Raw genomic sequence first — 25,081 nt, 5'->3', positions numbered from 1 at the left:
CAAAAAGGGAATTTCATCAGCTTTATGGTATAATGGAAAGAGTGATAAAAAAGAGGTAGAGAGATGGATGCAAAATTAAAATACAAGGCAAAGAAGATTAGAATTGTCTTTTTTGATATTGATGATACCTTGCGTACGTCAAAGACGGGCTTTATTCCAGCTACAATTCCCACTGTTTTTAAGCAGTTGCGAGAGAAAGGGATTTTAACAGGTATCGCCTCTGGGCGAGGTATTTTCGGTGTTGTTCCAGAGATTCGTGAGCTCAAACCGGACTTTTTTGTAACCCTAAATGGGGCCTATATAGAAGATAAAAAAGGTCAGGTCATTTATCAACATCAGATTGACAAGTCAGATGTTGTGGAGTACATTTCTTGGACGAAGGAAGAGGGAATTGAGTACGGCCTGGTTGGTAGTCATGACGCCAAACTCTCCACGCGAACAGAACTGATCAGTGAAGCTATTGATCCGATTTATCCAAACTTGGATGTGGATCCTAACTTCCATGAAAAAGCAGATATTTACCAGATGTGGACCTTTGAGGATAAAGGGGATGACTTGCACCTACCAGAGTCTTTATCGGATAAACTTCGCATGGTGCGTTGGCATGAACATTCATCTGATATCGTGCCGATTTCAGGATCCAAAGCAACTGGTGTAGCCAAGGTTGTAGAACATCTAGGCTTGAAACCAGAGAATGTCATGGTCTTTGGGGATGGTCTCAATGACTTGGAACTCTTTGATTATGCTGGAATCAGTATTGCTATGGGAATTTCTCATGATAAAATCAAAGAAAAAGCAGATTATATTACAAAAACAGTAGAAGAAGATGGCATTTTTGATGCCTTAGAAGGATTTGGTATGGTAGAAAAAGAATTGCATTTCCCACAAGTAGACATTGAAACAGTAGAAGGTCCGCTAGCGACCATTAAAACAAATCACGGAGACTTGCGTATCAAGCTCTTCCCTGAACATGCTCCCAAAACAGTAGCAAACTTTGTTGCTCTGTCAAAAGACGGTTACTATGATGGTGTCATTTTCCACCGAATTATCAAGGACTTTATGATCCAAGGTGGAGACCCAACTGGTACTGGTATGGGGGGCGAGTCAATCTACGGTGACTCTTTTGAAGATGAATTTTCTGAAGAACTCTATAATATCCGTGGTGCCCTTTCTATGGCCAATGCGGGCCCAAATACCAATGGTAGCCAGTTCTTTATCGTGCAAAACCAACACTTGCCGTACTCTAAGAAAGAGATTGCGCGTGGTGGCTGGCCTGAACCGATCGCTGAGATTTATGCAGAACAAGGTGGAACTCCTCACCTTGACCGTCGTCATACTGTTTTCGGGCAGTTGCTAGATGCTGAATCTTTTGCGGTCTTGGATGCCATTGCAGCTGTTGAGACTGGTGCAATGGACAAACCAGTTGAAGATGTAGTAATTGAAACGATTGAAATTGAGGACTAGAATGAAAATTGGTGATAAGCTGACTGGGCGTATTACAGGAATTCAGCCCTACGGTGCCTTTGTTGAGTTAGAGACAGGGGTGACAGGGCTGATTCACATCTCGGAGATTCGGACGGGATTTATTGAAAATATCTATGACATTTTAAAAATTGGTGATGAAGTCCAAGTTCAGGTGGTGGATTTTGACGAATACACTGGGAAGGCTAGTCTTTCTATCCGTACCTTGGAAGAGGAAAAACATCAATTGCCAAGACGGAGACGTTTTTCAAATGATCGGATCAAGCACGGTTTTGCACCACTTGGGCGAATGATGCCTGTTTGGACGCGTGAGGCACTAGAGTATTTAAAGAAGAAGCCATAAATACGATTATTTAAATCGTTTGTAATATTAACATCATTTGTTATAATAAAAGTATGAAAGAAGAACAATTATTAAAACCAGGAGAGCGAATCAATCAGCTCTTTTCGACAGATATCAAAATCATCCAAAATAGAGAGGTGTTTAGCTATTCGGTGGATAGTGTTCTTTTATCACGCTTTCCTCGCTTCCCTAAACGGGGTTTAATTGTGGACTTTTGTGCTGGAAATGGTGCAGTGGGACTTTTTGCTAGTTCACGTACTCAGGCGCGGATAATATCTGTAGAGATTCAGGAGCGCTTGGCGGATATGGCAGAGCGTTCGGTTCAGTTGAATGGCTTGGAAGAGCAGATGCAGGTCATCTGTGATGATTTGAAAAATATGCCTGCCCACATTCAGGGAAGTAAGGTGGATATGATTTTGTGCAATCCGCCTTATTTTAAGGTGGATCCGCATTCCAATCTGAACGAGAGTGAACATTACCTTCTGGCCAGACACGAAATTACGACTAACCTAAAAGAAATTTGCCGTAGTGCTCAGAGTATTCTCAAGTCTAATGGCCGTTTGGCCATGGTTCATCGTCCAGATCGGCTCTTGGATATCTTAGACATGCTTCAACGCCATAATTTAGCACCCAAGCGCCTGCAATTTGTCTATCCTAAACGTGAGAAGGAGGCTAATATGCTCTTAATCGAAGCTATCAAGGATGGATCGACCAGTGGCTTTAAGGTCTTGCCACCACTCATCGTTCACAATGATGATGGTTCTTATACACCAGAAATTCAAGAGATTTACTATGGATCATAAGGCCTATATGTATGTGGTGGAGTGTCGCGACGGTTCTTACTATACGGGCTATACAACGGATGTGAAGAGGCGCCTTGCCGTTCATAATAGTGGTAAGGGAGCCAAGTATACCCGAGCTCGCTTGCCAGTCAAACTCATCTATGTAGAGGGTTTTGCCAGTAAGGAAGAAGCCATGTCTGCCGAGGCTCTCCTCAAACGAAAGAAACGTCCTCAGAAAGAACGATTTTTATCTGAAAATCAAGAGAAAAATCTAGTCAACCATATTGATGTCTAAGGAGGAGTCTTTTGGCTCCTCTTACTTTTGTCAAAAGAGGAAAAAAGTGCTACAATAAGATGAATAAATTTAAAGAGGTATTATCATGTCTAAGATTCTAGTATTTGGTCACCAAAATCCAGACTCAGATGCCATCGGGTCATCTGTAGCCTTTGCTTACCTTGCAAAAGAGGCTTATGGATTGGACACAGAAGCAGTAGCACTTGGAACTCCTAATGAAGAAACAGCCTTCGTTTTGAACTATTTTGGTGTAGAAGCACCACGCGTCATCACATCTGCTAAAGCAGAAGGTGCAGAGCAAGTCATCTTGACTGACCACAATGAATTCCAACAGTCAGTGTCAGATATCGCTGAAGTAGAAGTTTACGGAGTTGTGGATCACCACCGTGTGGCTAATTTTGAAACTGCCAGCCCACTTTACATGCGTTTGGAACCAGTTGGATCAGCGTCTTCTATCGTTTATCGCATGTTCAAAGAGCATGGTGTAGCTGTTCCTAAAGAAATCGCAGGTTTGATGCTTTCAGGTTTGATTTCAGATACTCTTCTTTTGAAATCACCAACAACTCACCCATCTGATAAAGTCATTGCTCCTGAATTGGCAGAATTAGCTGGTGTCAACTTGGAAGAGTACGGTTTGGCTATGCTGAAAGCTGGTACAAACTTGGCTAGTAAATCTGCTGAAGAATTGATTGACATCGATGCTAAGACATTTGAACTCAACGGAAATAAGGTTCGTGTTGCTCAGGTTAACACAGTTGATATTGCTGAAGTCTTGGAACGCCAAGCTGAAATCGAAGCAGCAATGCAAGCTGCCAATACAGCAAACGGCTACTCTGACTTTGTTTTGATGATTACAGACATCGTCAACTCAAACTCAGAAATCCTTGCTCTTGGATCAAACATGGACAAGGTCGAAGCAGCTTTCAACTTCAAACTTGAAAACAACCACGCTTTCCTTCCAGGTGCTGTTTCACGTAAGAAACAAGTGGTGCCTCAGTTGACAGAAAGCTTTAATGGGTAATTCTTAAGGAATATTTGGAACTGTTAATTTGACTATTTATAGAAGGTGATAGCATGATGCGATTGATTGAAGGACTGCACTTTTTGGTTGAAGTTGTCGCAATTCTTGGTCTTTTCTCCGTGTCTGTGATACAAATTTCTTGGCTAGAAAAATTCCTATTTTTCCTTCTAGCAGTTCTATTAATCTTATTTTGGGCACGATATATGGCACCAAAATCTCCACATGCTTTTAAAAAATGGCATCGCCTCGTTGCTGAGACATCGATTTTTATTTTAGTTAGTGGTAGTTTTTGGCATTTGTATGGATTGCAAATAGGAATCCTATACTTAGCTCTGTCTTTTGGAAGTTTGGGTCTGCTTTATTATTTTCAGCTAGAGTGATTCTTATAATATATTTAATGAATTATTTAAATGGTAATTATTTGACTGGAGATTGACACGAGAAAACAGTGTTTTCCATATAGCTAAAGGGGTTTCGGCTCCTTTTTTTCTAGGAGAGAAAGATGTTAGAAAATGGTGATTTGATTTTTGTGAAGGACCTTTCAGATATGGGGCAGGCCATCCTGGCTTCTACCGGTAACTATAGTCATGTAGCCATTTTTTTGGACGGTTTCATCTACCATGCTAGTGGGCAAGCTGGTGTCATTTGTCAAGAACCAGCTGATTTTTTTGAACCAACTCATCTCTACGATCTTTATGTCTATCCAGAGCTGGAAGCTGACTTGGTAAAGGAGAGAGCTAGCAAACATTTGGGTGCACCCTATAATGCCTCTTTTTATCCGGATGGGAATGGCTTTTATTGCTCCCAGTATATCGCTGAAATCCTACCGATTTTTGAAACTATTCCCATGAAATTTGGTGATGGGGAGCAGGAGATTAGTGATTTTTGGAGGGAATATTACAGGAAACTCAAATTTCCTGTGCCTCTGAATCAGCCAGGGACCAATCCTAGTCAACTAGCAGCATCCCCTCTTTTAGAATGTAAAGAAAGGAATCTTCATGATTCAGATTTTTAATCCCTCTCGTTTGACTCGGCAGCCATTTTTTATAGATTTGGTGGACTATCTGGACCAGCATGACGATGTGATCCTTCGAGAAATCAAGGCCCAGTTTCCAGATGTAGCAGTTGATAAACTCATGGAAGAGTATATTAAGGCCGGTTTGATCCGAAGGGACAACAAACGCTATTTTCTCAATCTCTCTTTTCTAGAATCGATAGACAATCTAACCCTTGACCAAGAAATTTTTATCAGAGAGGACAGTCCAGTTTATCATGCTCTGTTAGAGAAGACTTTTGAGACAGAATTGCGCAATCAAACCAATGCTGCCATTTTAGTCGAATCTACAGATTTTGCTAGAGAAAAGATGACCCTGTCTAATTATTTCTACAAGGTCAAGAATCAATATCCTTTGACAGAAAAGCAGCAGGAACTCTATGCCATTTTGGGAGATGTCAATCCTGAGTATGCCCTCAAGTATATGACGACCTTTTTACTGAAGTTTCTCAAAAAAGACCAGCTGATACAGAAACGCCGTGATATCTTCGTTGAGAGTCTAGTCGTCTTGGGCTATGTTGTGCAAAACGAAGAAGGGAAGTATGAGTTGGCTGTTGACTTTGACAAGGAACGATTGACTTTCTATTTACCTTAATTGCTTCATTTTGAGCAGATTGTTTGACTTTGCTAAAGAATAAGCATAAACTAAATGTAAGCGATAACCATTATCGTATTAAAACAAAAGGAGACAGAGCTATGTCACTTGAAAATAAATTGGAACAAGCAACTGGTGCTATCAAAGAAGGATTTGGTAAAGTTACTGGCGATAGCAAAACTGAAGCAGAAGGTGCTGTAGAAAAAACAGTTGCCAAAGCAAAAGAAGTTGTTGAAGATGCTAAAGGTGCTGTAGAAGGTGCCGTTGAAGGTCTTAAAAACTCATTTAAGAAAGAAGACTAAAAAATCAAGGGAAAACTTCCCTTGATTTTTTGATTTTATAGGTAACGTTCTGCGACAGCTGCGTCACCAGGGTAGGATTCTTTCACTCCATTGACGATTTGGTAGCGATCAGCACCCTTACCCGCAATAATCACGGCATCTAGTTCTTGATTTGTGATGGCCATCGCTGCCTTGATGGCTTGTTCGCGATCGGCAATCTTTTCAACAGGATGACTGATATAGCTGCTGATTTCTTCCGCAATCACCATTGGATCTTCATAGTTGGGGTCATCAGCTGTGAGAAAGACTTGAATCTCAGGATGTTGATTGAGGAGGAGACCAAAGTCTTTGCGACGACTCTCCCCCTTGTTTCCAGTCGAACCGAGAACCAGAGCGATTTTTCCAGTTTGATGAGTTTCAACTACATTGATGAGTTTTTTTAGACTGTCCCCGTTGTGGGCATAGTCGATGAAGACTTTAGCACCATTTTTCTGTGTGAGGACTTCCATACGTCCAGGAACTCGGGTTGCAGCGATTCCTTTTTTGATGTCCTCTAGACTAGCACCTAGACGAAGGCAGGCAAGTCCAGCAGCGACTGCATTTTCTTGATTAAAGTGGCCGATGAGTAGGATATCATAATCACCAGCGAGTTTACCTGTAGCTGAAAAGCTAAAGGCTTTGGAATTCTCGATTTGGTTGCTCGACTGACTACCGTAGAAATCATGCTCTTGATGTTCAACTTGCTCTTTCAAGACAGAAAAGTGGTCCATGTCGCTGTTAATGACAACTGCTCGGCTATTTTTCATCAAGAGACGTTTATGGTAGAAGTAATCTTCAAAAGTCGGATGCTCAATTGGTCCGATATGGTCAGGAGTGATGTTAAGAAAGACTCCTACATCAAAGGTCAGACCATAGACTCGATGGACTAGATAGGCTTGACTAGAGACTTCCATTACGAGATGGGTTCTACCATTTTTAACAGCCTGAGCCATCATGTCGAAAAGATCGATATTTTCAGGTGTTGAAAAGGAAGATTTAAAGAAAGTCTTGCCATCTAGAGTTGTGTTCATAGTTGACAAAAGGGCTGTTGGGTAGCGTTGAGATAGGATGTTGTATGCAAAGTAAGCTGCTGTTGTTTTTCCTTTTGTCCCTGTGAAAGCGAGAATTTTGAGTTTCTCTTGGGGATTACCATAAAATTCCATAGCAATCAAACTCATGGCTTTTTTGATATCGTTCACAACGATGACGGGGATACCGACTTCATAGTCCTTTTCTGCGACATACCAAGCTAAACCTTGACTTATAGCAGAAATGAGGTATTCTTTTTTAAATGCAGCGCCTTTTGCAAAAAATAGAGTATTTTCTTTGGTTGTTCGGCTATCGTAACTGATGTTGTCAAAAATAACATCGCTGTAGTTGTAGTGGTAATGTCCTTGGTCGATAATCTCACGGAAGAGACCATCATTTTTTAAAATGTCTAATATAGTTTCAATCTTTATCATACTTTCTATTGTAAACCGAAAGTCTGAATTTTACAAGTAACAAGGAAAAGTTTATAATGGAAGATAAGGAACTTTTCCTAGTTATCAAAATTGAATGAGGAAGCTATGTCTAACGAAAACAATCACCAGCAAGCCCAGATGTTGCGAGGGACTGCTTGGCTAACAGCTAGTAACTTTATTAGTCGCCTCCTTGGTGCTATCTATATTATTCCCTGGTATATCTGGATGGGGACTTATGCCGCTAAGGCAAATGGACTCTTTACTATGGGTTATAATATTTATGCTTGGTTCTTGCTGATTTCAACAGCGGGTATCCCAGTTGCGGTCGCAAAACAAGTGGCTAAATACAATACCATGCGGGAAGAAGAGCACAGCTTTGCCTTGATTCGGAGTTTCCTAGGCTTTATGACTGGCTTGGGACTGGTCTTTGCCTTGGTCTTGTATCTCTTTTCTCCCTGGTTAGCAGATTTGTCAGGTGTGGGGAAAGACCTGATTCCCATCATGCATAGCTTGGCTTGGGCAGTCTTGATTTTCCCATCTATGAGTGTCATCAGAGGATTCTTCCAAGGGATGAATAACCTGAAACCCTATGCTATGAGTCAAATCGCCGAGCAGGTAATCCGTGTTATCTGGATGTTGATGGCAACCTTCTTCATTATGAAGATGGGTTCTGGTGACTACTTATCAGCCGTTACCCAATCGACCTTTGCGGCCTTTGTGGGGATGGTGGCAAGTTTTGCAGTCTTGATTTATTTCCTTGCCCAAGAAGGTTTGCTTAAAAGAGTTTTTGAAACACGGGATAAGATCAATAGTAAGCGACTCTTAGTCGATACCATCAAGGAAGCCATTCCCTTTATCCTGACAGGATCAGCCATTCAACTCTTCCAAATCTTAGACCAGATGACCTTTATCAATAGTATGAAGTGGTTTACTAACTACAGCAATGAAGACTTGGTTGTCATGTTTTCTTATTTCTCAGCCAATCCTAATAAAATTACTATGATTTTAATCTCTGTGGGAGTTTCAATCGGGAGTGTCGGCTTGCCGCTGTTGACGGAAAACTATGTAAAAGGCGACTTGCAGGCGGCGGCTCGCCTAGTCCAAGATAGCCTTACCATGCTCTTCTTATTTCTACTGCCTGCAACGGTTGGAGTGGTCATGGTAGGGGAGCCTCTTTATACAGTTTTTTACGGTAAGCCAGATAGTCTGGCCATGGGCTTATTTGTCTTTGCAGTTTTGCAGTCTACTATCCTAGGATTGTATATGGTCTTGTCTCCTATGCTTCAGGCCATGTTCCGAAACCGCAAGGCAGTTCTTTACTTCATCTATGGTTCCATTGCTAAGATCGTCTTGCAATTGCCAACCATAGCTATTTTCCACAGCTACGGTCCTTTGATTTCAACGACTATCGGCTTGATTATTCCAAATGTCTTGATGTACCGAGACATCTGCCAGGTAACAGGTGCTCGTCGAAAGATTATATTGAAGCGAACCATCTTGATTACCATCTTGACCCTTGTCATGTTTATCCTAGTTGGCTTCTTGCAGTGGCTACTCGGTTTTGTCTTCCAACCAAGTGGACGTTTCTGGAGTTTCCTTTATGTGGCTCTCATCGGAGGGCTTGGAGGAGGTCTTTATGGTTTGATGAGCCTACGGACACGACTCTTAGACAAGATAATCGGCAAAGCTCAAGCAGACCGGCTACGTACACGATTGAAAATATCGTAAAAAGATTTATAAATAAAAGTAATGAATTTAACCTTTCTTTAACAGAAAGGTTTTTATACTACATTTTTCTTAAAAAAAGAGAACTTTTTCTAAAATCAAGAGCAAAAAATATGTTTTTTTAAGTTTTTCTTTAGAAATTACTTGACTAAATAAAACTAAAGCTGTATAATAAGACAAAACTTTTAAACAGGAGGTTCTGGAAATGAAAAAGTCTAAGGCCAAGTATCTGACACTTGCAAGTGTCGTGTTAAGCGCTGGTATTCTACTGAGCGCATGTGGAAATTCAAGTAGCGCTTCTAAAACATATAACTATGTTTATTCGAGCGATCCATCTAGTTTGAACTATCTTGCAGAAAACCGTGCAACAACCAATGACATCGTGACCAATTTGGTGGATGGGTTGATGGAAAATGACCAATACGGTAACTATGTTCCATCGTTGGCAGAGGATTGGACTGTTTCTCAGGACGGTTTGACCTATACTTACAAATTGCGTAAGGATGCAAAATGGTATACTTATGAGGGTGAAGAATACGCCCCTGTAACGGCCCAAGACTTTGTGACAGGTTTGAAATATGCTGCTGATAAAAAATCCGAAGCCTTGTACCTGGTTCAAGACTCGGTAGCAGGTTTGGATGACTATATCAACGGGAAAACAACTGACTTTTCAACTGTCGGTGTTAAGGCGATTGACGACCAAACGGTTCAGTACACTTTGACACGTCCAGAATCTTATTGGAATTCTAAAACAACTTCAACCATTCTCTTCCCTGTCAATGCAGATTTCTTAAAATCAAAAGGGGATGACTTTGGTAAGGTAGACCCTTCTAGTATTTTGTACAATGGACCTTTCTTGATGAAATCGTTTGTTTCAAAATCTGTTATCGAATTCAAGAAAAATCCCAACTACTGGGATGAAAAAAATGTCTTTGTGGATGATGTGAAATTGGCCTATTATGATGGTAGTGACCAAGATGCACTAGCACGTAACTTTGTAGAAGGAGTCTATAGCTACGCGCGTCTCTATCCAAATAGCTCAAGCTTTGAAGGCATTAAAGAGAAGAACAAGGATAACATCATCTATAGTATGCAAAATGCAACTTCTTATTACTTGAACTTCAACTTGGACAGAAAATCTTATAACTTCACTTCTAAATCCTCAGATATCGAAAAGAAATCAACCCAAGAAGCAGTTCTGAATAAAAACTTCCGTCAAGCCTTCAACTATGCTTATAACCGTACAGCCTATGGAGCACAATCTCAAGGGGAGGACGGAGCAACAAAGATTATTCGTAACTTGGTTGTACCTCCAACATTTGTAAGTATCAACGGAAAAGACTTTGGCGATGTTGTTTCAGAAAAGATGGTCAACTATGGCCAAGAATGGCAAGGAATCAACTTTGCAGATGCGCAAGATCCATACTACAATCCTGACAAGGCTAAAGCTAAATTTGCAGAAGCTAAGAAAGAATTGGAAGCTAAGGGTGTGCAATTCCCAATCCACTTGGACGTATCAGTCGACCAATCAGCTAAAAAAGGTGTACTTGAAGCAAGCTCTTTGAAACAATCCATCGAATCTGTTCTAGGAGCTGAGAATGTGGTTATCGATATCCAACAGCTATCAACAGATGACTTTGACAACTCTAGCTATCTAGCTCAAACTGCAGCTCAAAAAGACTTTGATATCTATAATGGCGGTTGGAGTGCGGACTACTTGGATCCATCAAGTTATCTTGATATCTTAAATGTCAATAACGGTGGTATGTTGCAAAACATTGGTCTAGAACCAGGTGAGGTCAATGACAAGGCTAAGGCAGTTGGTCTGGATACTTACACTCAAATGTTAGAAGAAGCGAACAAGGAGCAAGATCCAGCAAAACGTTATGAAAAATATGCTGAAATTCAAGCTTGGCTCGTTGATAGCGCCCTTGCAATTCCAAACGTTTCTCAGGGTGGAACACCGACCTTGAGAAAGACAGTTCCATTCTCATCACCATTCTCACAAGCTGGAAATAAGGGTGTCGAATCATACAAGTATCTCAAGTTGCAAGATAAGACTGTAACGGCTGATGAGTATGAAAAAGCTAAAGAAAAATGGCTGAAAGAAAAAGAAGAATCAAATAAAAAAGCCCAAGAAGAACTGGCAAAACACGTTAAATAACCAGTCTATTCAACAGGAAAAACGATAGTTTCTCAAGGAACTATCGTTTTTATATAGTTTGAAACTATAACTAGCTCTTGAAAACAAGAAAATGAGTTAGTGAAAATAAGTGGTACAATAGTTACTATAGATTTGGAGGTATTGTATGAGCAAAGAACTACACATCAACACAATTTTGGCCCAGGCTGGGATCAAGTCAGATGAGGCTACAGGTGCCTTGGTAACACCGCTTCATTTTTCAACCACTTATCAGCATCCAGAGTTCGGTCAGTCTACGGGTTTTGACTATACCCGTACTAAAAACCCAACTCGCAGTAAGGCGGAGGAGGTTTTGGCTGCAATCGAATCAGCGGACTATGCCCTAGCAACGAGCTCAGGTATGGCTGCGATTGTACTGGCCTTTAGTGTTTTTCCAGTAGGGAGTAAAGTCTTGGCTGTGCGCGATCTGTATGGGGGTTCTTTCCGTTGGTTCAACCAAGTGGAGCAAGAAGGCCGCTTCCATTTTACCTATGCTAATACAGAAGAAGAGTTGATTGCTGAGTTAGAGAAAGATGTGGATGTTCTCTATATCGAAACGCCAACCAATCCCTTGATGTTAGAATTTGATATTGCCAAACTAGCCAAACTAGCTCATGCCAAGGGTGCCAAGGTAGTGGTGGACAATACCTTCTACAGTCCGATTTACCAACGTCCGATTGAAGACGGCGCGGATATCGTTCTTCATTCAGCCACCAAGTACTTAGCAGGGCACAACGATGTCTTGGCTGGGGTGGTTGTGACTAATAGTTTAGAACTATATGAACAACTGTTCTACAATCTAAATACGACTGGTGCGGTCTTGTCACCATTTGATAGTTATCAGTTGATTCGTGGTCTCAAAACCCTGCCTCTTCGTATGGAGCGTTCTACAGCCAATGCCCAAGAAGTGGTTGCCTTTTTGAAGGATTCACCTGCTGTCAAGGAAGTGCTCTATACTGGACGTGGGGGTATGATTTCCTTTAAAGTAGTGGATGAAAAACGTATTCCTCATATTTTAAATAGCTTGAAGGTCTTCTCATTTGCAGAAAGTTTGGGTGGGGTAGAGAGTCTGATCACCTATCCGACAACTCAGACTCATGCGGATATTCCAGCAGAAGTGCGCCATTCCTATGGCTTAACAGATGACCTCTTGCGTTTGTCTATTGGGATTGAGGATGCTAGAGATTTGATTGCGGACTTGCACCAAGCTTTGGAAGGATAAGATAGATATGGGAAAATATGATTTTACAAGCCTGCCCAATCGTTTTGGGCACCATACCTATAAATGGAAAGAAGCGGAAGCTGATCGCGAAGTTCTACCAGCCTGGATAGCAGATATGGACTTTGTGGTTTTGCCTGAGGTTCGACGAGCTGTACAAGCCTACGCAGATCAGTTGGTCTATGGCTATACTTATGCTAGTGATGATTTGATTGAGTCGGTTCAGGACTGGGAAGCCAGTCAACACGGCTATCACTTTGACAAGGATGCCCTCGTCTTTATTGAGGGAGTGGTACCGGCCATCTCAACAGCCATTCAAGCCTTTACAAAAGAGGGAGAGGCTGTTCTGATTAACACACCGGTCTATCCTCCTTTTGCCCGCAGTGTCAAACTGAACAATCGCAGATTGATTACCAATTCTTTGGTGGAAAAGGATGGGCTGTTTGAGATTGACTTTGACCAGTTGGAGAAGGAAATGGTGGAAGAGGATGTCAAACTCTATATTCTTTGCAATCCTCACAATCCTGGTGGTCGTGTTTGGGAAAAGGAAGTGTTAGAAAAGATTGGACATCTCTGCCAAAAACACGGTGTTTTGCTTGTTTCAGATGAGATTCACCAAGATTTGGCCCTCTTTGGTCACAAACACCAGTCTTTTAATACCGTTAATCCAGACTTTAAAAACTTTGCTCTTGTTTTGAGCAGTGCTACCAAGACCTTTAATATTGCTGGGACCAAGAATTCCTATGCAGTTATTGAAAATCCAAAGCTTCGTGTTTCTTTCCAAAAACGCCAGTTGGCCAATAACCAACATGAAATCTCAGGCTTGGGTTATTTGGCGACAGAAGCCGCCTACCGTTATGGTAAGGACTGGTTAGGAGAACTAAAAGAAGTTATCGAGGACCACATTAACTATGTAGTGGATATTTTGGGCAACGAAACCAAGATTAAGGTCATGAAACCACAAGGTACCTACTTGATCTGGCTTGATTTTTCAGCCTATGATCTAACGGATGACCGCTTGCAAGAGCTTTTGAAGAATGAAGCCAAGGTTATCTTGAACCGAGGTTTGGACTTTGGGGAGGAGGGAACTCTTCATGCCCGCCTCAATGTAGCCATGCCGAAGTCAGTACTGGAAGAGGTTTGCCAACGCATCGTGACCACTTTTGCTACACTTTAAAAATCCAGCCTTCTAGAAGAAAAGTCTTCCTGGAAGGCTATTTTCGTAGGGGAAAATGTGGTATAATGAAAAGATAAGATAAAGGGGTAACTATGGCTAAATTGATTCCTGGAAAGTTGCGCATGGAGGGGGTTACACTCTATGAAACGGGCAAGATTGAGATTATCAAGGAAAAAGGGAATCGCCTCTATACTCGTGTGGCGGGAGAAGACTTGCGCTACAGTTTAGAGGATGATCTGGTTTTTTGTGCTTGCGATTTTTTCCAAAAAAGAGGTTACTGTGTTCACCTCGCAGCGCTCGAGCATTATCTGAAAAATGATGAAGAAGGCCAGGTGATTTTACAAGCCTTAGAAAAAGGACATGAAGAGCAAGAAGAGGTCGAAACCAAGGTTAGTTTTGGCGGTAGTTTTTTGGAGCGGATCCAACCTCAGAAGCGAGAAAAAATCTACACTTTGTCGGCTCAAGGTCAGGTAGAAGCTGGAACCAATCGCCTCCTTTGGACACTCCGAATCGGTTTAGTTGATAGTCAAAAATATTATGTCATCCGTGATATTCCTCTCTTTTTGAAGGTCTTAGTCCATCGAAAGCCATATATGATTGGGAAACACTATGAAAACGACTTGTCTTGGGATGCTTTTGATACAGCTAGTCAAGAAGTTCTTACTTTTTTATGTGGCTTGATTGAGGAGGGACTGAGTCAAGAGCTCTTTTTCCCCAATCAAGGTCGTCACCTCTTTTTCCCTCTGCCCTTTTTTGAGCAGGGAGTGGAGTTGCTGATGAACTTGGAGGATTTTCATTTCGAACACCAGATTACTAGTTATGAAAATCTTCTCTTTCATGATTTAGATCCAGATGCAAACCTTTTCTCTTTTTCCGTGAAGGAGTATCCCGATTATTTTGAGATGGAAATTTCTGAGACTGAGCGAATCAACATATTCTATGGGGGAGTGGTTCTCTTTCGTAAGGGGAATCTTTATCTCTTAAACCCTAAACAAATCAGCCTCCTAAAGGAAATCAAGGAGCTTCCTCAGGAGGAGAGAGGGAGAAAATGCCTCCAGTTTGACAACAGTGATCGTGATCGCCTAGCCACCTGTTTGCCTTTGTTTGGACAGCTGGGCACAGTTTCTGCTCCTGAGCGCTTGCAAATCAGACCCTTTTCACCAATCTTTTACTTTGATAGGGAGGATGACGGCCGCATCCGCTTGAATATCCAGTTTGACTATGGAGATGTTAAGGTGACTAGTCGCCAACAGCTGGAACAATTACCATTTTCAAGCGATGCCGTCTTGGAAAACCAACTATTTCAAGTCTGTTTAGGGGCTGGTTTTGAGGCTGATTTTCAGTCTTGGAGACAGGCTTTGAAGCCAGAGGCAGTTTATTCTTTCTTTCACCATACGATTCCAGCTTTTGAGAAATTGGGCCAGGTTTTCTTGTCTGATGAGATGAATCAGCTCTACAGCGTCCAAGCTCCTCAGGTTCAGATTGAGTCCAAGGGAGGACTGTTGGAGATTCAGTTTGATTTCCAAGGGATTGCCCAGGAAGAGATTGATCAAGCTCTCAAAGCACTGAGTAGCAATCAGGATTTCTATATCAGTTCTTCTGACCAAGTATATTTTTTTGATGAGGAAACCAAGCAGATTCGTCAAAATTTGCAGGAACTGGGGGTTGAGCTAAAAGATGGTTCTTTCAAAGCGCGAAAATCTCTGGCTTATAGCCTTTCTCAGCTTTTTGAAGGTCGAGATCGGATCTCCTTCTCGGAAGTATTTCAGCATTTAGCTCATGATTTGACCCATCCAGAGGATTTTCCTTTGGGAGATATACGGGTGCAGGCGAGTTTGAGAGACTATCAGGAAAAGGGAGTCCGTTGGCTCCAGATGCTTCACCACTATGGCTTTGGTGGCATCCTAGCCGATGATATGGGACTGGGAAAAACACTGCAAACTATTGCTTTTTTGACTAGTCAGGTGACCGAAGATAGTCGAGTCTTAATTTTAGCGCCGTCAGGTTTGATCTACAATTGGGCAGATGAATTCAGGAAATTTGCCGCACAGTTGGATTTGGCTGTCGTTCATGGTTTGAAAGCGAATCGAGAAGCGATTCTTTCTGAAAATCACCAAATCTATGTAACTAGCTATGCAACCTTTCGTCAAGACAGCGAGCTTTATCAAGAGATGGCTTTTGATTTTCTCTTCTTAGATGAAGCCCAGGTCATGAAAAATGCCCAGACCAAGATTGCTCAGAGTTTGCGCCAGTTTGTGGTGCCGGCAGTCTTTGCTTTGTCAGGTACGCCTATCGAAAACCATTTAGGAGAGTTGTGGTCCATCTTTCAAATTGTGCTTCCGGGGCTCTTGCCAAGTAAAAAGGAGTTTATGAAATTACCGGCTGACCGAGTCGCGCAGTTTATCAAACCCTTCGTCATGAGGCGTAAGAAAGAAGAAGTTCTTACAGAACTGCCTGATTTGATTGAAGTCGTCTATAAAAATGAACTGGAAGATCAGCAGAAGGCCATCTATCTCGCCCAGTTGCAACAGATGCGAGACCGCCTAGCGCAAGTGACAGATCAAGAATTCCAAAGAAGTCGGGTAGAAATCTTATCTGGCCTCATGCGATTGCGCCAGATCTGCGATACGCCAGCTCTCTTCATGGACGATTACCAGGGAGCTAGTGGTAAATTGGATAGTCTCCGAGATTTATTGCTACAAGTGGCTGATGGTGGGCATCGGGTCTTGATTTTCTCCCAGTTCAAAGGAATGTTGGAAAAAATCGAGCAAGAACTCCCAGACTTGGGCTTGACCTCCTTCAAAATCACAGGTTCAACTCCTGCTCATGACAGACAGGAGATGACCAAGGCCTTTAACCAAGGAGAAAGAGATGCCTTTCTCATCTCCCTTAAGGCGGGTGGTGTTGGTCTCAATCTAACGGGAGCTGATACGGTTATTTTAGTTGACCTTTGGTGGAATCCCGCTGTCGAAGCCCAGGCTATCGGACGAGCCCACCGCATGGGGCAGGAGCAGATGGTCGAAGTCTATCGTTTGATTACCAAGGGAACCATTGAAGAAAAGATCCAAGAACTTCAAGAACAAAAGAAACATTTGGTTTCCCAGGTTTTAGATGGTACGGAGTCGCGTGCGAGTCTCAGTCTGGCAGAAATTCGTGAAATTTTGGGAATTTCTGAAGCCAGCACTTGAAAAATCAAGACAATACGCTATAATGAAGTGTTGAAAGGAAATACAAAATGAAACAAGATCGATTTCCATTGGTGTCAGATGACGAGATCATGCTGACCAAAATGCCAGTCATGGACTTGTACGATGAGTCAGACTTTATTAGCAATATCAAAGGTGATTACCGCGATAAGAACTATTTGGAATGGTCTCCTATCAATGAGGAAGAAACCGTAGTTTCTCCAGTGGTTAATAAGGAGTCAAAGCCAAGTCCAGAACCTAAAAAAGTTGAAAAAACGTATGCTGAATTGGCTCGAGAAGAGGCGCGTGCGGACTTAAAGAAGAAACGTTCAGCCAAGTATTTGACTCAGGATGTTAGTCATACTAGACGACACAATGGTTCAACACTTGTTCGTCAAGGAAACCAACCAACAGCGCCATTTCAAAAGGAAAATCCTGGTGAGTTTGCCAAATTTAGTAAAAACTTGAGCCAGTCCCACTATATTTTAGCTGAAGAAGTTGGACAAGTAGCGACTCCGAGTCTAGAAAATCAAGCTGGAAAAGCTAAAAAGAACAACTATGATTTTCTGAAGAAGAGCCAGATTTATAATAAAAAGAATAAGCAAACAGAACAGGAACGTCAGGTTGCCCAAGAGTTGAATCTGACAAGAATTACTGAGTAGGGGAGAAAAGCATGTCAAAAACATATCATTTTATTGGAATCAAGGGATCAGGGATGAGTGCCCTAGCCTTGATGTTGCACCAAATGGGACACAAGGTTCAAGGTTCAGATGTTGAAAAATATTACTTTACTCAACGTGGACTAGAGCAGGCAGGGATTGCGATTCTTCCTTTTGATGAAAAGAACTTACAAGGTGATGTGGAGATTATCGCGGGGAATGCCTTCCGTCCAGATAACAATGTTGAAATCGCCTATGCGGATCAAAATGGTATCAGCTACAAACGTTACCATGAATTCCTAGGTAGCTTTATGCGCGACTTTGTCAGCATGGGAGTGGCAGGAGCTCATGGAAAAACTTCAACAACAGGTATGTTGTCACACGTCTTGTCTCACATCACAGATACCAGCTTCTTGATTGGTGACGGGACAGGTCGCGGCTCAGCAAATGCCAAATATTTTGTCTTTGAATCAGACGAATATGAGCGTCACTTCATGCCTTACCACCCAGAATACTCTATCATCACCAACATTGACTTTGACCATCCAGACTACTTTACAAGTCTAGAGGATGTTTTCAATGCCTTTAACGACTATGCCAAACAAATTACTAAAGGTTTGTTTGTATACGGTGAGGATGCTGAGTTGCGTAAAATCACAGCCAATGCGCCAATCTATTACTATGGTTTTGAAGCTGAGGGCAATGACTTTGTAGCTAGCGATCTTCTTCGTTCTACGACTGGTTCAACATTCACCGTTCATTTCCGTGGTCAAGAGTTGGGTCAATTCCACATTCCAACCTTTGGTCGTCACAATATTATGAATGCGACAGCTGTTATTGGTCTTCTTTACACAGCTGGTTTTGATTTGAACTTGGTCCGTGAACACTTGAAAACCTTTGCAGGTGTTAAGCGTCGTTTCACTGAGAAAATTGTCAATGATACAGTGATTATTGATGACTTTGCCCACCATCCAACAGAAATCATTGCGACCTTGGATGCGGCTCGTCAAAAATACCCAAGCAAGGAAATCGTGGCAATCTTCCAACCACATACTTTTACAAGAACCATTGCCTTGTTGGACGAATTTGCCCATGCTTTGAATCAAGCAGACGCCGTCTACCTAGCGCAAATCTATGGATCAGCTCGTGAGGTGGACCATGGTGATGTCAAAGTAGAAGACTTAGCCAATAAAATTAACAAGAAACACCAGGTTATCACTGTTGAAAATGTTTCTCCACTCCTAGACCATGATAATGCTGTTTACGTCTTTATGGGTGCTGGAGATATCCAAACCTATGAATATTCATTTGAACGTCTCTTGTCTAACTTGACAAGCAATGTCCAATAAGGAAAACAGATGGAAATTCCAATCACTATAAGGCAAGCTACCCTATCAGATTTAGAAGAAATGTTGGCGATTGAAGAAGCCAATCCTTCATCAGAAGAGACACTTAGCCACCAATCCTTAGAAGAGAGTATCCGCAAGACTGCGGGTACCTTTCTTGTAGCTGGGGATGAAAATCAGCTCGTGGGCTATGTTTTGGGAGAAGCTCAGTCTCTTCATCCCAAATGGATAGAAGTAAAATCCTTGACTATTCATCCTGACCATTGGGGACAGGGGCTGGGAACTCTTCTTCTTGCAGCCTTGAAACAGGTGACAGTCGAACTAGATTATCAAGGTATTCTTTTGCAGAGTCCTGATGAACTACTATCATATTTTGAAATGAATGGCTTTGTTGAAGAAGAAGTGACCGAGAGTCATTATGGCAGTGGCTCTGAATGGTATCTGATTTGGGGAAATCCCTTTTATCAGGAGGAAATATGAAAATCAGACAAGCAAGATTTTCGGATTTAGATCGGATTATAGAGATAGAGCTGGAGAATTTTTCACTGGAGGAAGCCATTCCTCGTTCGGTCTTTGAGGCCCATTTGCAGGAAATTCAGACCAGTTTTCTGGTAGCTGAAAAAGAGGGGAATATTCTTGGTTATATCGAAGGTCCAGTCGTCCCACACCGCCATCTACATGATCAGTCATTTACAGAAGAAATAAAAGACTATAGCCATCAACCTGGAGGTTATATTTCTGTGACTTGCCTATCTATTGCCAAGGAAGCACAAGCTTTGGGAGTGGGGAAAAGACTATTAAGGGCTTTGAAAGAAGTCGCTTTAGAACATGAGCGAGAGGGCATTAATCTGACGTGTCATGATTACCTTATCGCCTATTATGAAAAGCACGGCTTTGTTAATGAAGGAATATCCCAGTCAAACTTTGCTGGGGAAACATGGTATGATATGGTCTGGCAGCCTGAAAATCAATAAAACTAGCTAGGGAATGCCCTAGTTGGTTGCTTTTCTACGACTTTTAAGATATAATATTATGGATTGTCAACAAGGAGGTAATGCTTTTGACTGAAAAATCAAGAGAAGAAGAAAAATTAAGCTTTAAAGAGCAGATTCTACGTGATTTAGAAAGAGTAAAAGAACAAGATAGAAGAGAGAAAGAAGTAGAGATTCCAAATCTGACGGCTTCATCATCTCAAGCTAGTTCAGCAACTCCTTCAGATCTTGAACCAGAAACATCAACAGAAGAGTTGATGGCTGATTCCCTGTCTGTTGTCGATAAAATTCTAAAGAATGCACCAAGTGTTCCTCCACTTTCAAGTGCTAGAACTGATGAAACGGATGACCAAGAAGAGAAAGAGATTAGACAGCCAATCATCGACAAGATTGAAGTTGTAGAATCTGAAGAACCTCTAGTAGAGCCGATTCATCTGGCTGAAGAACCTGTAGTGGAACCCGTTCAACCTAAGGTAGAACCAGTTGAGCTTAAACCCGAAGAAAAAGAATTTAACGATACTCCGACTAAGGTTGCCGTAACCTATAAAACAGAAGACAAGAAAGAGGAAATCACCCTAGGGATGCCTGAAAGAGTAGAGCCTGTTTCTACAGAATCTAGCAGTGGATTAGCTGATGCTCCGCGTCGTAGTCGTCGTCAAGGTGCAACATCAACTAAGAAAAAGAAAAAATCAAAAGCCAAAGGTTGCCTAGTAACAGTTCTAGTTCTCCTAGTACTCGTTGCAGTCGGTGGTTACTTTGGTTATGGTTACGTTCAAGATTCTTTGAAACCTGTTGATGCGAGCTCTAAGGACTATGTAACGGTTCAAATCCCAGACGGAGCAAACGTTCAAGAAATTGGAAGCACCTTGGAAAAATCTGGTTTGGTTAAACATGGACTGATCTTTAGCCTTTATGCTAAATACTATAGCCATGCTAACTTGAAGTCAGGTTATTACAACTTGAAGAAGAGTATGAGTACGGATGAGTTGATTCAAGAATTGCAAAAAGGTGGGACTCCTGAAGCTCAGGCACCTGTTCTTGCAAACTTGACCATTCCAGAAGGCTATACATTAGAGCAAATCGCTCAAACAGTAGGACAACTTCAAGGTGAATTTAAAGAACCTCTTACTGCGGATGCTTTCTTGGCAAAAGTTCAAGATGAGACCTTTATCTCACAATTAGTAGCCAAGTATCCAAACCTACTTGGAAGTCTTCCAACAAAAGACAGTGGCGTTCGTTATCGTCTTGAAGGCTACCTTTTCCCAGCAACCTATACGATCAAAGACAGCACAACTGTTGAAAGTTTGATTGATGAGATGGTAGCTGCTATGGACAAGGCTATGTCACCATACTACGCTACGATCAAAGAAAAGAATCTGACAGTTAATGAATTGCTCAGCATTGCTTCTCTTGTCGAAAAAGAAGGTGCTAAGACCGAAGACCGCAAGAAAATCGCAGGTGTCTTCTATAACCGCTTGAATGTCGGTATGCCACTTCAAAGTAATATCGCTATCCTATATGCTCAAGGAAAACTTGGTCAAAAGATTAGTTTAGCAGATGACGCTGGAATTGATACAACGATTGATTCACCATACAATGTTTACACACACCTTGGCCTCATGCCTGGACCGGTTGATAGCCCAAGTTCGGATGCGATTGAAGCAAGTGTAAACCAGACAAAGAGTGAGTACTTGTACTTTGTAGCCAATGTTGAAGACGGTAAAGTATACTTTGCAACAACAAAAGAAGAACATGATCAAAACGTTGCAGAGCATATCAATAGCAAGTTACCTCAAGCAAGTAGTTCAAACTAAAATTATGTGGTTTTCCACATAATTTTGTTTTAAAAAAGAAATAGAAAAGAAAGTTAAAAAAATGGCAGAAAAAACTTACCCAATGACCCTTGAAGAAAAGGAAAAACTAGAAAAAGAATTAGAGGAGTTGAAACTCGTTCGACGTCCCGAAGTCGTAGAGCGTATCAAGATTGCTCGTTCCTATGGAGACCTTTCAGAAAATAGTGAGTATGAAGCAGCGAAAGATGAACAAGCTTTTGTTGAAGGACAAATTTCAAGTCTAGAAACAAAAATTCGCTATGCTGAAATTGTTAATAGCGATGCAGTTGCCCAAGATGAGGTAGCAATCGGTAAAACAGTAACAATCCAAGAAGTCGGTGAAGACGAAGAAGAGGTCTACATCATCGTCGGTTCTGCAGGTGCAGATGCTTTTGCTGGTAAAGTATCAAATGAAAGTCCGATTGGCCGTGCTCTAATTGGCAAGAAGACTGGCGATACTGCAACGATTGAAACACCAGTTGGTAGCTATGATGTCAAAATCTTAAAGGTTGAGAAAACAGCCTAAATAGGATGAAAAAGGAGTAGTGAAGGTTTTGCCTTGCTCAACTCCTTTTTGGTTTTTTGGATAAATAGGAGACTATATGAGTTCAAATAAGAAGAAAAATAAAATGGAGCGTGGTTTAACCAATCGCCATGTTCAGGTGATGGCCATTGCGGGAACAATCGGAACCGGACTTTTCCTAGGTGCTGGTCGCTCTATCAGCCTTACTGGACCTTCTATCATTCTGATTTATATGATCACAGGAGCCTTTATGTTTTTGATGATGAGGGCTGTTGGGGAGATGCTGTATCAGGATCCAGAACAGCATACCTTTATCAACTTTATCACCCGTCATTTGGGGAAAGGCTGGGGATATTTCTCAGTTTGGTCTTATTGGCTGTCAGTTGTCTTTATCGGTATGGCAGAAATCACTGCCATCTCAGACTATGTCCGCTTCTGGTTCCCTACCTGGCCTAGCTGGCTGATTCAGCTTGTCTTTTTAACGATTTTGGCTTTGGTCAATCTGATTGCGGTTAAGCTCTTTGGAGAAGTCGAGTTTTGGTTTGCTATGGTCAAGATTGTGGCGATTTTAGCCATGATTGCCACTGGGGTCTTTATGGTTTTGACAGGCTTTAAGACACCGCATGGTGTTGCAAGTTTGGCAAATATCAGCGACCAGTTCTCTCTTTTTCCAAACGGAGTTATGAACTTTGTCATGGCCTTTCAAATGGTATTTTTTGCCTATCTGATGATTGAGTTTATCGGGGTGACAACTTCTGAAACAAAGAACCCTCGTCAGGTCTTGCCCAAAGCTGTTAAGGAAATTCCTCTCAGAATTATCTTCTTCTACGGGGGAGCTCTCATTGCGATTATGGCCATTATTCCTTGGTCTTATCTTAATTCTTCAGATTCTCCATTTGTAACGGTCTTTGAACTGGCAGGGATCAAGTGGGCGGCGGCTCTAATCAACTTTGTTGTCTTGACCTCAGCAGCGTCTGCTCTTAACTCAACTCTCTACTCAACAGGGAGACACTTATATCAGATTGCCCATGATTCGCCCAATCGTTTCTTAAAGGCCATCAAGGTCGATACCCTTTCTCGCCACAATGTACCTCAAAATGCCATCATCGCCTCAGCGATCTTGATTGCTCTGGCTGCCTTTATCAACGTGCTACCAGGTGTTTCAGATGCCTTTGCTTTGATCACCGCATCCTCATCAGGTGTTTACATCGCGATTTATATCTTGATTATGGTGGCCCATCTCAAATACCGTAAGTCACAAGACTTCATGGCTGATGGCTACCTCATGCCTCAGTATCGCTTGCTTAATCCCCTAACCATTCTCTTTTTTGTCTTTGTTTTCGTGACTCTCTTTTTGCAAGAGTCTACCTTCATGGGGGCAGTTGGTTCTGCCATCTGGATCCTTGTTTTTGGGATTTATAGTCAGTGGAAATTTAGAAAATAAATCATGAACTCATCAACTCTGTTTGGTGAGTTTTTCTAGTTTGACAGTCCATCGAAATAAGACTATAATCAAGCTGTAGTAGTTTATTAGGAGGTTTGGATGCACGTTAGATTGGAAAATAAGGAATCGCTTAAAGCGCAAGAAATAGGGGATTTGATTCGTGCTTATAATCGTTCTAAAAGAGAAGAGGCTGAAAGCGAGCCACTGAACCTTTATGTTGAAGACGAAAAGGGCAATCTCATGGCGGGCTTAGTAGCTGAGACTTTCGGAAATTGGTTGGAAATCGAATATTTATTTGTGAAAGAGGAATTGAGGGGACAAGGAATTGGTTCAAAACTATTGGAGCGAGCAGAAAATGAAGCCAAGAATCGAAACTGTCGTTTTTCTTTCGTGAATACTTACCAGTTTCAAGCGCCAGATTTTTATCTAAGCCATGGCTACAAGGAAGTCTTTACCTTGCAAGACTATCCCTACACAGGGCAAAGATACTATTACCAAAAGGATTTGTGATCTAGACTTCTTTCCTTTGAAGAGGAACTTAGCTAAGTATCAAAAAAAGAACGAATACTCTTTATCATGTAAGATGGTAGAGAGTTTTTTGTTAATAAAATCTTACAAAATGACATTTATATATTGCATTAAGTTAGATATATGGTATAATATATTTAAAAAGAAGCGCAACTTTTTAAAAATGTGAAGGAGGATGCTAGTGGCTAAAAACTTAAAATTAAAATTAGCTCGTGTGGAGCTTGATTTAACACAAGGGGATTTGGCAGAGGCTGTAGGTGTTACTAGGCAGACTATAGGTTTGATTGAAGCTGGGAAATACAATCCTAGTCTCTCCCTTTGCCAGTCCATTTGCAGATGTTTAGGCAAAACTTTAGATCAATTATTTTGGGAGGAAGAAGATGAAAAATAGATTTTTTTATTATCAATTATTAGACGAAAGAGAAGAACAACTGATTAACAAAGCTGGGACAGAGTCTTTTAATGTGTTTATCGGGCTCATTCTGCTAAGCTATCTGGTGGCTGTATTATCACCTGCTCTTTTTAATCCTAATATTCTTCTGGTTACCCTTCTTTTAGGAATTTTCTTCTTTTTCAATCGTACACGACAACTTGGAGTGACCTACTATAGTCGTTTTCATTTTACGATTGGAGGGTGTTTGCTGGTGACTCTCGCTATTACGACTCTCTTGATGTTGGAGAATTATCAATTCAATATCGAAATTTATCAGCACAATCCTTTGAACGTTAAATATTTGTCTGCTTGGGCCATCACTTATCTGATCTACCTTCCTTGGGTTTTTATCGGCAATCTTGGCCTTAAAAGTTATGGCGAATGGGCTCAAAAAAAGTTTGAGCAAGATATGGATGAACTGGAGAATGGAGAATAGCTTGTTAGCTTTTTATCAATCTCAGTAAAATGTGTTATAATAGTA

General features: G+C 41.5%; 25 protein-coding genes. 24 read left to right on the top strand and 1 reads right to left on the bottom strand.

Annotated elements, in window-relative coordinates; all coding sequences use genetic code 11:
* The first annotated feature begins 63 nt into the window (after positions 1-63).
* The 9 genes from P8P68_RS03950 (at position 64) to P8P68_RS03910 (ending at position 5,874) form a co-directional block, all read left to right on the top strand.
* Positions 64-1,464, top strand: coding sequence for a bifunctional Cof-type HAD-IIB family hydrolase/peptidylprolyl isomerase (locus P8P68_RS03950; RefSeq protein ID WP_278276216.1), 1,401 nt, complete (start codon positions 64-66; stop codon positions 1,462-1,464).
* A gap of 1 nt (position 1,465) precedes the next feature.
* A complete protein-coding gene (locus P8P68_RS03945) occupies positions 1,466-1,825 on the top strand; it encodes a S1 RNA-binding domain-containing protein (RefSeq protein WP_000689620.1) in 360 nt (119 codons plus the stop codon).
* 53 nt (positions 1,826-1,878) lie between these two features.
* Positions 1,879-2,628, top strand: a complete 750-nt coding sequence (locus P8P68_RS03940; RefSeq protein ID WP_000657018.1) for a tRNA1(Val) (adenine(37)-N6)-methyltransferase — start codon at positions 1,879-1,881, stop codon at positions 2,626-2,628.
* A complete protein-coding gene (locus tag P8P68_RS03935; RefSeq protein ID WP_000349631.1) occupies positions 2,618-2,902 on the top strand; it encodes a GIY-YIG nuclease family protein in 285 nt (94 codons plus the stop codon). Before P8P68_RS03940 ends, P8P68_RS03935 begins: the two co-directional genes overlap by 11 nt.
* Positions 2,903-2,987: 85 nt before the next feature.
* Positions 2,988-3,923, top strand: coding sequence for a manganese-dependent inorganic pyrophosphatase (locus tag P8P68_RS03930; RefSeq protein WP_049519060.1), 936 nt, complete (start codon positions 2,988-2,990; stop codon positions 3,921-3,923).
* A 53-nt stretch (positions 3,924-3,976) separates the two neighbouring features.
* Complete coding sequence (locus tag P8P68_RS03925; RefSeq protein WP_278276215.1) at positions 3,977-4,303, top strand: DUF2568 domain-containing protein; 327 nt, start codon at positions 3,977-3,979, stop codon at positions 4,301-4,303.
* Positions 4,304-4,425: 122 nt separating this feature from the next.
* Positions 4,426-4,938 (top strand): YiiX/YebB-like N1pC/P60 family cysteine hydrolase, encoded by a 513-nt coding sequence (locus tag P8P68_RS03920; RefSeq protein WP_000892222.1) that lies wholly within the window; start codon positions 4,426-4,428, stop codon positions 4,936-4,938.
* Entirely contained in the window at positions 4,922-5,572 is a 651-nt protein-coding gene (locus P8P68_RS03915) for a DUF1803 domain-containing protein (RefSeq protein ID WP_000614484.1), read from the top strand. The genes P8P68_RS03920 and P8P68_RS03915 overlap by 17 nt, the downstream gene beginning before the upstream one ends.
* A gap of 101 nt (positions 5,573-5,673) precedes the next feature.
* Positions 5,674-5,874 (top strand): CsbD family protein, encoded by a 201-nt coding sequence (locus tag P8P68_RS03910; protein ID WP_000051185.1) that lies wholly within the window; start codon positions 5,674-5,676, stop codon positions 5,872-5,874.
* 35 nt (positions 5,875-5,909) lie between these two features.
* Here the strand turns inward: P8P68_RS03910 and P8P68_RS03905 are convergent, their stop codons facing one another.
* Positions 5,910-7,355 carry a UDP-N-acetylmuramoyl-L-alanyl-D-glutamate--L-lysine ligase gene (locus P8P68_RS03905; protein WP_096406458.1) on the bottom strand — a complete coding sequence of 482 codons (1,446 nt, stop codon included), beginning with the start codon at positions 7,353-7,355 and terminating at the stop codon, positions 5,910-5,912.
* A gap of 105 nt (positions 7,356-7,460) precedes the next feature.
* On the opposite strand from P8P68_RS03905, the gene P8P68_RS03900 reads away from it, so the two are divergent.
* The 15 genes from P8P68_RS03900 (at position 7,461) to P8P68_RS03830 (ending at position 25,036) form a co-directional block, all read left to right on the top strand.
* Positions 7,461-9,083, top strand: a complete 1,623-nt coding sequence (locus P8P68_RS03900; RefSeq protein ID WP_278276214.1) for a polysaccharide biosynthesis protein — start codon at positions 7,461-7,463, stop codon at positions 9,081-9,083.
* Positions 9,084-9,285: 202 nt separating this feature from the next.
* Entirely contained in the window at positions 9,286-11,244 is a 1,959-nt protein-coding gene (locus tag P8P68_RS03895; protein WP_278276213.1) for a peptide ABC transporter substrate-binding protein, read from the top strand.
* A 145-nt stretch (positions 11,245-11,389) separates the two neighbouring features.
* Positions 11,390-12,484, top strand: a complete 1,095-nt coding sequence (locus P8P68_RS03890; protein WP_278276212.1) for a cystathionine gamma-synthase — start codon at positions 11,390-11,392, stop codon at positions 12,482-12,484.
* Between the two features lie 7 nt (positions 12,485-12,491).
* Positions 12,492-13,658: a MalY/PatB family protein gene (locus P8P68_RS03885; protein WP_278276211.1), complete on the top strand. Its 1,167-nt coding sequence runs from the start codon at positions 12,492-12,494 to the stop codon at positions 13,656-13,658.
* Between the two features lie 92 nt (positions 13,659-13,750).
* A complete protein-coding gene (locus P8P68_RS03880) occupies positions 13,751-16,846 on the top strand; it encodes a DEAD/DEAH box helicase (protein WP_278276210.1) in 3,096 nt (1,031 codons plus the stop codon).
* 47 nt (positions 16,847-16,893) lie between these two features.
* Positions 16,894-17,505: a cystathionine gamma-synthase gene (locus tag P8P68_RS03875; RefSeq protein ID WP_278276209.1), complete on the top strand. Its 612-nt coding sequence runs from the start codon at positions 16,894-16,896 to the stop codon at positions 17,503-17,505.
* Between the two features lie 11 nt (positions 17,506-17,516).
* Positions 17,517-18,851, top strand: coding sequence for a UDP-N-acetylmuramate--L-alanine ligase (gene murC / locus P8P68_RS03870; RefSeq protein WP_000048076.1), 1,335 nt, complete (start codon positions 17,517-17,519; stop codon positions 18,849-18,851).
* Positions 18,852-18,860: 9 nt separating this feature from the next.
* The gene (locus P8P68_RS03865) at positions 18,861-19,328 is read left to right on the top strand and encodes a GNAT family N-acetyltransferase (protein WP_000405313.1); all 468 of its coding nucleotides are present in this window, start codon (positions 18,861-18,863) and stop codon (positions 19,326-19,328) included.
* Positions 19,325-19,822, top strand: coding sequence for an N-acetyltransferase (locus tag P8P68_RS03860; RefSeq protein WP_000702417.1), 498 nt, complete (start codon positions 19,325-19,327; stop codon positions 19,820-19,822). The genes P8P68_RS03865 and P8P68_RS03860 overlap by 4 nt, the downstream gene beginning before the upstream one ends.
* Before the next feature lie 80 nt (positions 19,823-19,902).
* A complete protein-coding gene (mltG, locus tag P8P68_RS03855; RefSeq protein WP_278276208.1) occupies positions 19,903-21,654 on the top strand; it encodes an endolytic transglycosylase MltG in 1,752 nt (583 codons plus the stop codon).
* A 61-nt stretch (positions 21,655-21,715) separates the two neighbouring features.
* Entirely contained in the window at positions 21,716-22,198 is a 483-nt protein-coding gene (greA, locus tag P8P68_RS03850; RefSeq protein WP_000818765.1) for a transcription elongation factor GreA, read from the top strand.
* Positions 22,199-22,274: 76 nt separating this feature from the next.
* On the top strand, positions 22,275-23,639 hold the full coding sequence (locus P8P68_RS03845; RefSeq protein WP_000097708.1) for an amino acid permease: 1,365 nt from the start codon (positions 22,275-22,277) through the stop codon (positions 23,637-23,639).
* Between the two features lie 99 nt (positions 23,640-23,738).
* Entirely contained in the window at positions 23,739-24,149 is a 411-nt protein-coding gene (locus tag P8P68_RS03840) for a GNAT family N-acetyltransferase (RefSeq protein ID WP_000558478.1), read from the top strand.
* 199 nt (positions 24,150-24,348) lie between these two features.
* Entirely contained in the window at positions 24,349-24,558 is a 210-nt protein-coding gene (locus P8P68_RS03835) for a helix-turn-helix transcriptional regulator (RefSeq protein WP_001107495.1), read from the top strand.
* Positions 24,548-25,036, top strand: a complete 489-nt coding sequence (locus P8P68_RS03830; RefSeq protein ID WP_000797150.1) for a DUF6773 family protein — start codon at positions 24,548-24,550, stop codon at positions 25,034-25,036. Before P8P68_RS03835 ends, P8P68_RS03830 begins: the two co-directional genes overlap by 11 nt.
* Positions 25,037-25,081 lie beyond the last annotated feature (45 nt).

The sequence above is a fragment of the Streptococcus sp. D7B5 genome (assembly GCF_029691405.1).
In the GTDB taxonomy this organism is placed as follows: domain Bacteria; phylum Bacillota; class Bacilli; order Lactobacillales; family Streptococcaceae; genus Streptococcus.
This window is presented reverse-complemented; position numbering and strand designations above follow the sequence as displayed.

What these genes read in the sequence shown, in the direction of transcription:
- P8P68_RS03910 (WP_000051185.1), top strand. Translation starts at nt 5,674, where the DNA reads ATGTCACTTGAAAATAAATTGGAACAAGCAACTGGTGCTATCAAAGAA.
- P8P68_RS03865 (WP_000405313.1), top strand. Translation starts at nt 18,861, where the DNA reads ATGGAAATTCCAATCACTATAAGGCAAGCTACCCTATCAGATTTAGAA.
- P8P68_RS03915 (WP_000614484.1), top strand. Translation starts at nt 4,922, where the DNA reads ATGATTCAGATTTTTAATCCCTCTCGTTTGACTCGGCAGCCATTTTTT.
- mltG (WP_278276208.1), top strand. Translation starts at nt 19,903, where the DNA reads ATGCTTTTGACTGAAAAATCAAGAGAAGAAGAAAAATTAAGCTTTAAA.
- P8P68_RS03840 (WP_000558478.1), top strand. Translation starts at nt 23,739, where the DNA reads ATGCACGTTAGATTGGAAAATAAGGAATCGCTTAAAGCGCAAGAAATA.
- murC (WP_000048076.1), top strand. Translation starts at nt 17,517, where the DNA reads ATGTCAAAAACATATCATTTTATTGGAATCAAGGGATCAGGGATGAGT.
- P8P68_RS03890 (WP_278276212.1), top strand. Translation starts at nt 11,390, where the DNA reads ATGAGCAAAGAACTACACATCAACACAATTTTGGCCCAGGCTGGGATC.
- P8P68_RS03885 (WP_278276211.1), top strand. Translation starts at nt 12,492, where the DNA reads ATGGGAAAATATGATTTTACAAGCCTGCCCAATCGTTTTGGGCACCAT.
- P8P68_RS03925 (WP_278276215.1), top strand. Translation starts at nt 3,977, where the DNA reads ATGATGCGATTGATTGAAGGACTGCACTTTTTGGTTGAAGTTGTCGCA.
- P8P68_RS03940 (WP_000657018.1), top strand. Translation starts at nt 1,879, where the DNA reads ATGAAAGAAGAACAATTATTAAAACCAGGAGAGCGAATCAATCAGCTC.
- P8P68_RS03900 (WP_278276214.1), top strand. Translation starts at nt 7,461, where the DNA reads ATGTCTAACGAAAACAATCACCAGCAAGCCCAGATGTTGCGAGGGACT.
- P8P68_RS03920 (WP_000892222.1), top strand. Translation starts at nt 4,426, where the DNA reads ATGTTAGAAAATGGTGATTTGATTTTTGTGAAGGACCTTTCAGATATG.
- P8P68_RS03845 (WP_000097708.1), top strand. Translation starts at nt 22,275, where the DNA reads ATGAGTTCAAATAAGAAGAAAAATAAAATGGAGCGTGGTTTAACCAAT.
- P8P68_RS03880 (WP_278276210.1), top strand. Translation starts at nt 13,751, where the DNA reads ATGGCTAAATTGATTCCTGGAAAGTTGCGCATGGAGGGGGTTACACTC.
- P8P68_RS03905 (WP_096406458.1), bottom strand. Translation starts at nt 7,355, where the DNA reads ATGATAAAGATTGAAACTATATTAGACATTTTAAAAAATGATGGTCTC.
- greA (WP_000818765.1), top strand. Translation starts at nt 21,716, where the DNA reads ATGGCAGAAAAAACTTACCCAATGACCCTTGAAGAAAAGGAAAAACTA.
- P8P68_RS03830 (WP_000797150.1), top strand. Translation starts at nt 24,548, where the DNA reads ATGAAAAATAGATTTTTTTATTATCAATTATTAGACGAAAGAGAAGAA.
- P8P68_RS03950 (WP_278276216.1), top strand. Translation starts at nt 64, where the DNA reads ATGGATGCAAAATTAAAATACAAGGCAAAGAAGATTAGAATTGTCTTT.
- P8P68_RS03935 (WP_000349631.1), top strand. Translation starts at nt 2,618, where the DNA reads ATGGATCATAAGGCCTATATGTATGTGGTGGAGTGTCGCGACGGTTCT.
- P8P68_RS03860 (WP_000702417.1), top strand. Translation starts at nt 19,325, where the DNA reads ATGAAAATCAGACAAGCAAGATTTTCGGATTTAGATCGGATTATAGAG.
- P8P68_RS03875 (WP_278276209.1), top strand. Translation starts at nt 16,894, where the DNA reads ATGAAACAAGATCGATTTCCATTGGTGTCAGATGACGAGATCATGCTG.
- P8P68_RS03945 (WP_000689620.1), top strand. Translation starts at nt 1,466, where the DNA reads ATGAAAATTGGTGATAAGCTGACTGGGCGTATTACAGGAATTCAGCCC.
- P8P68_RS03930 (WP_049519060.1), top strand. Translation starts at nt 2,988, where the DNA reads ATGTCTAAGATTCTAGTATTTGGTCACCAAAATCCAGACTCAGATGCC.
- P8P68_RS03895 (WP_278276213.1), top strand. Translation starts at nt 9,286, where the DNA reads ATGAAAAAGTCTAAGGCCAAGTATCTGACACTTGCAAGTGTCGTGTTA.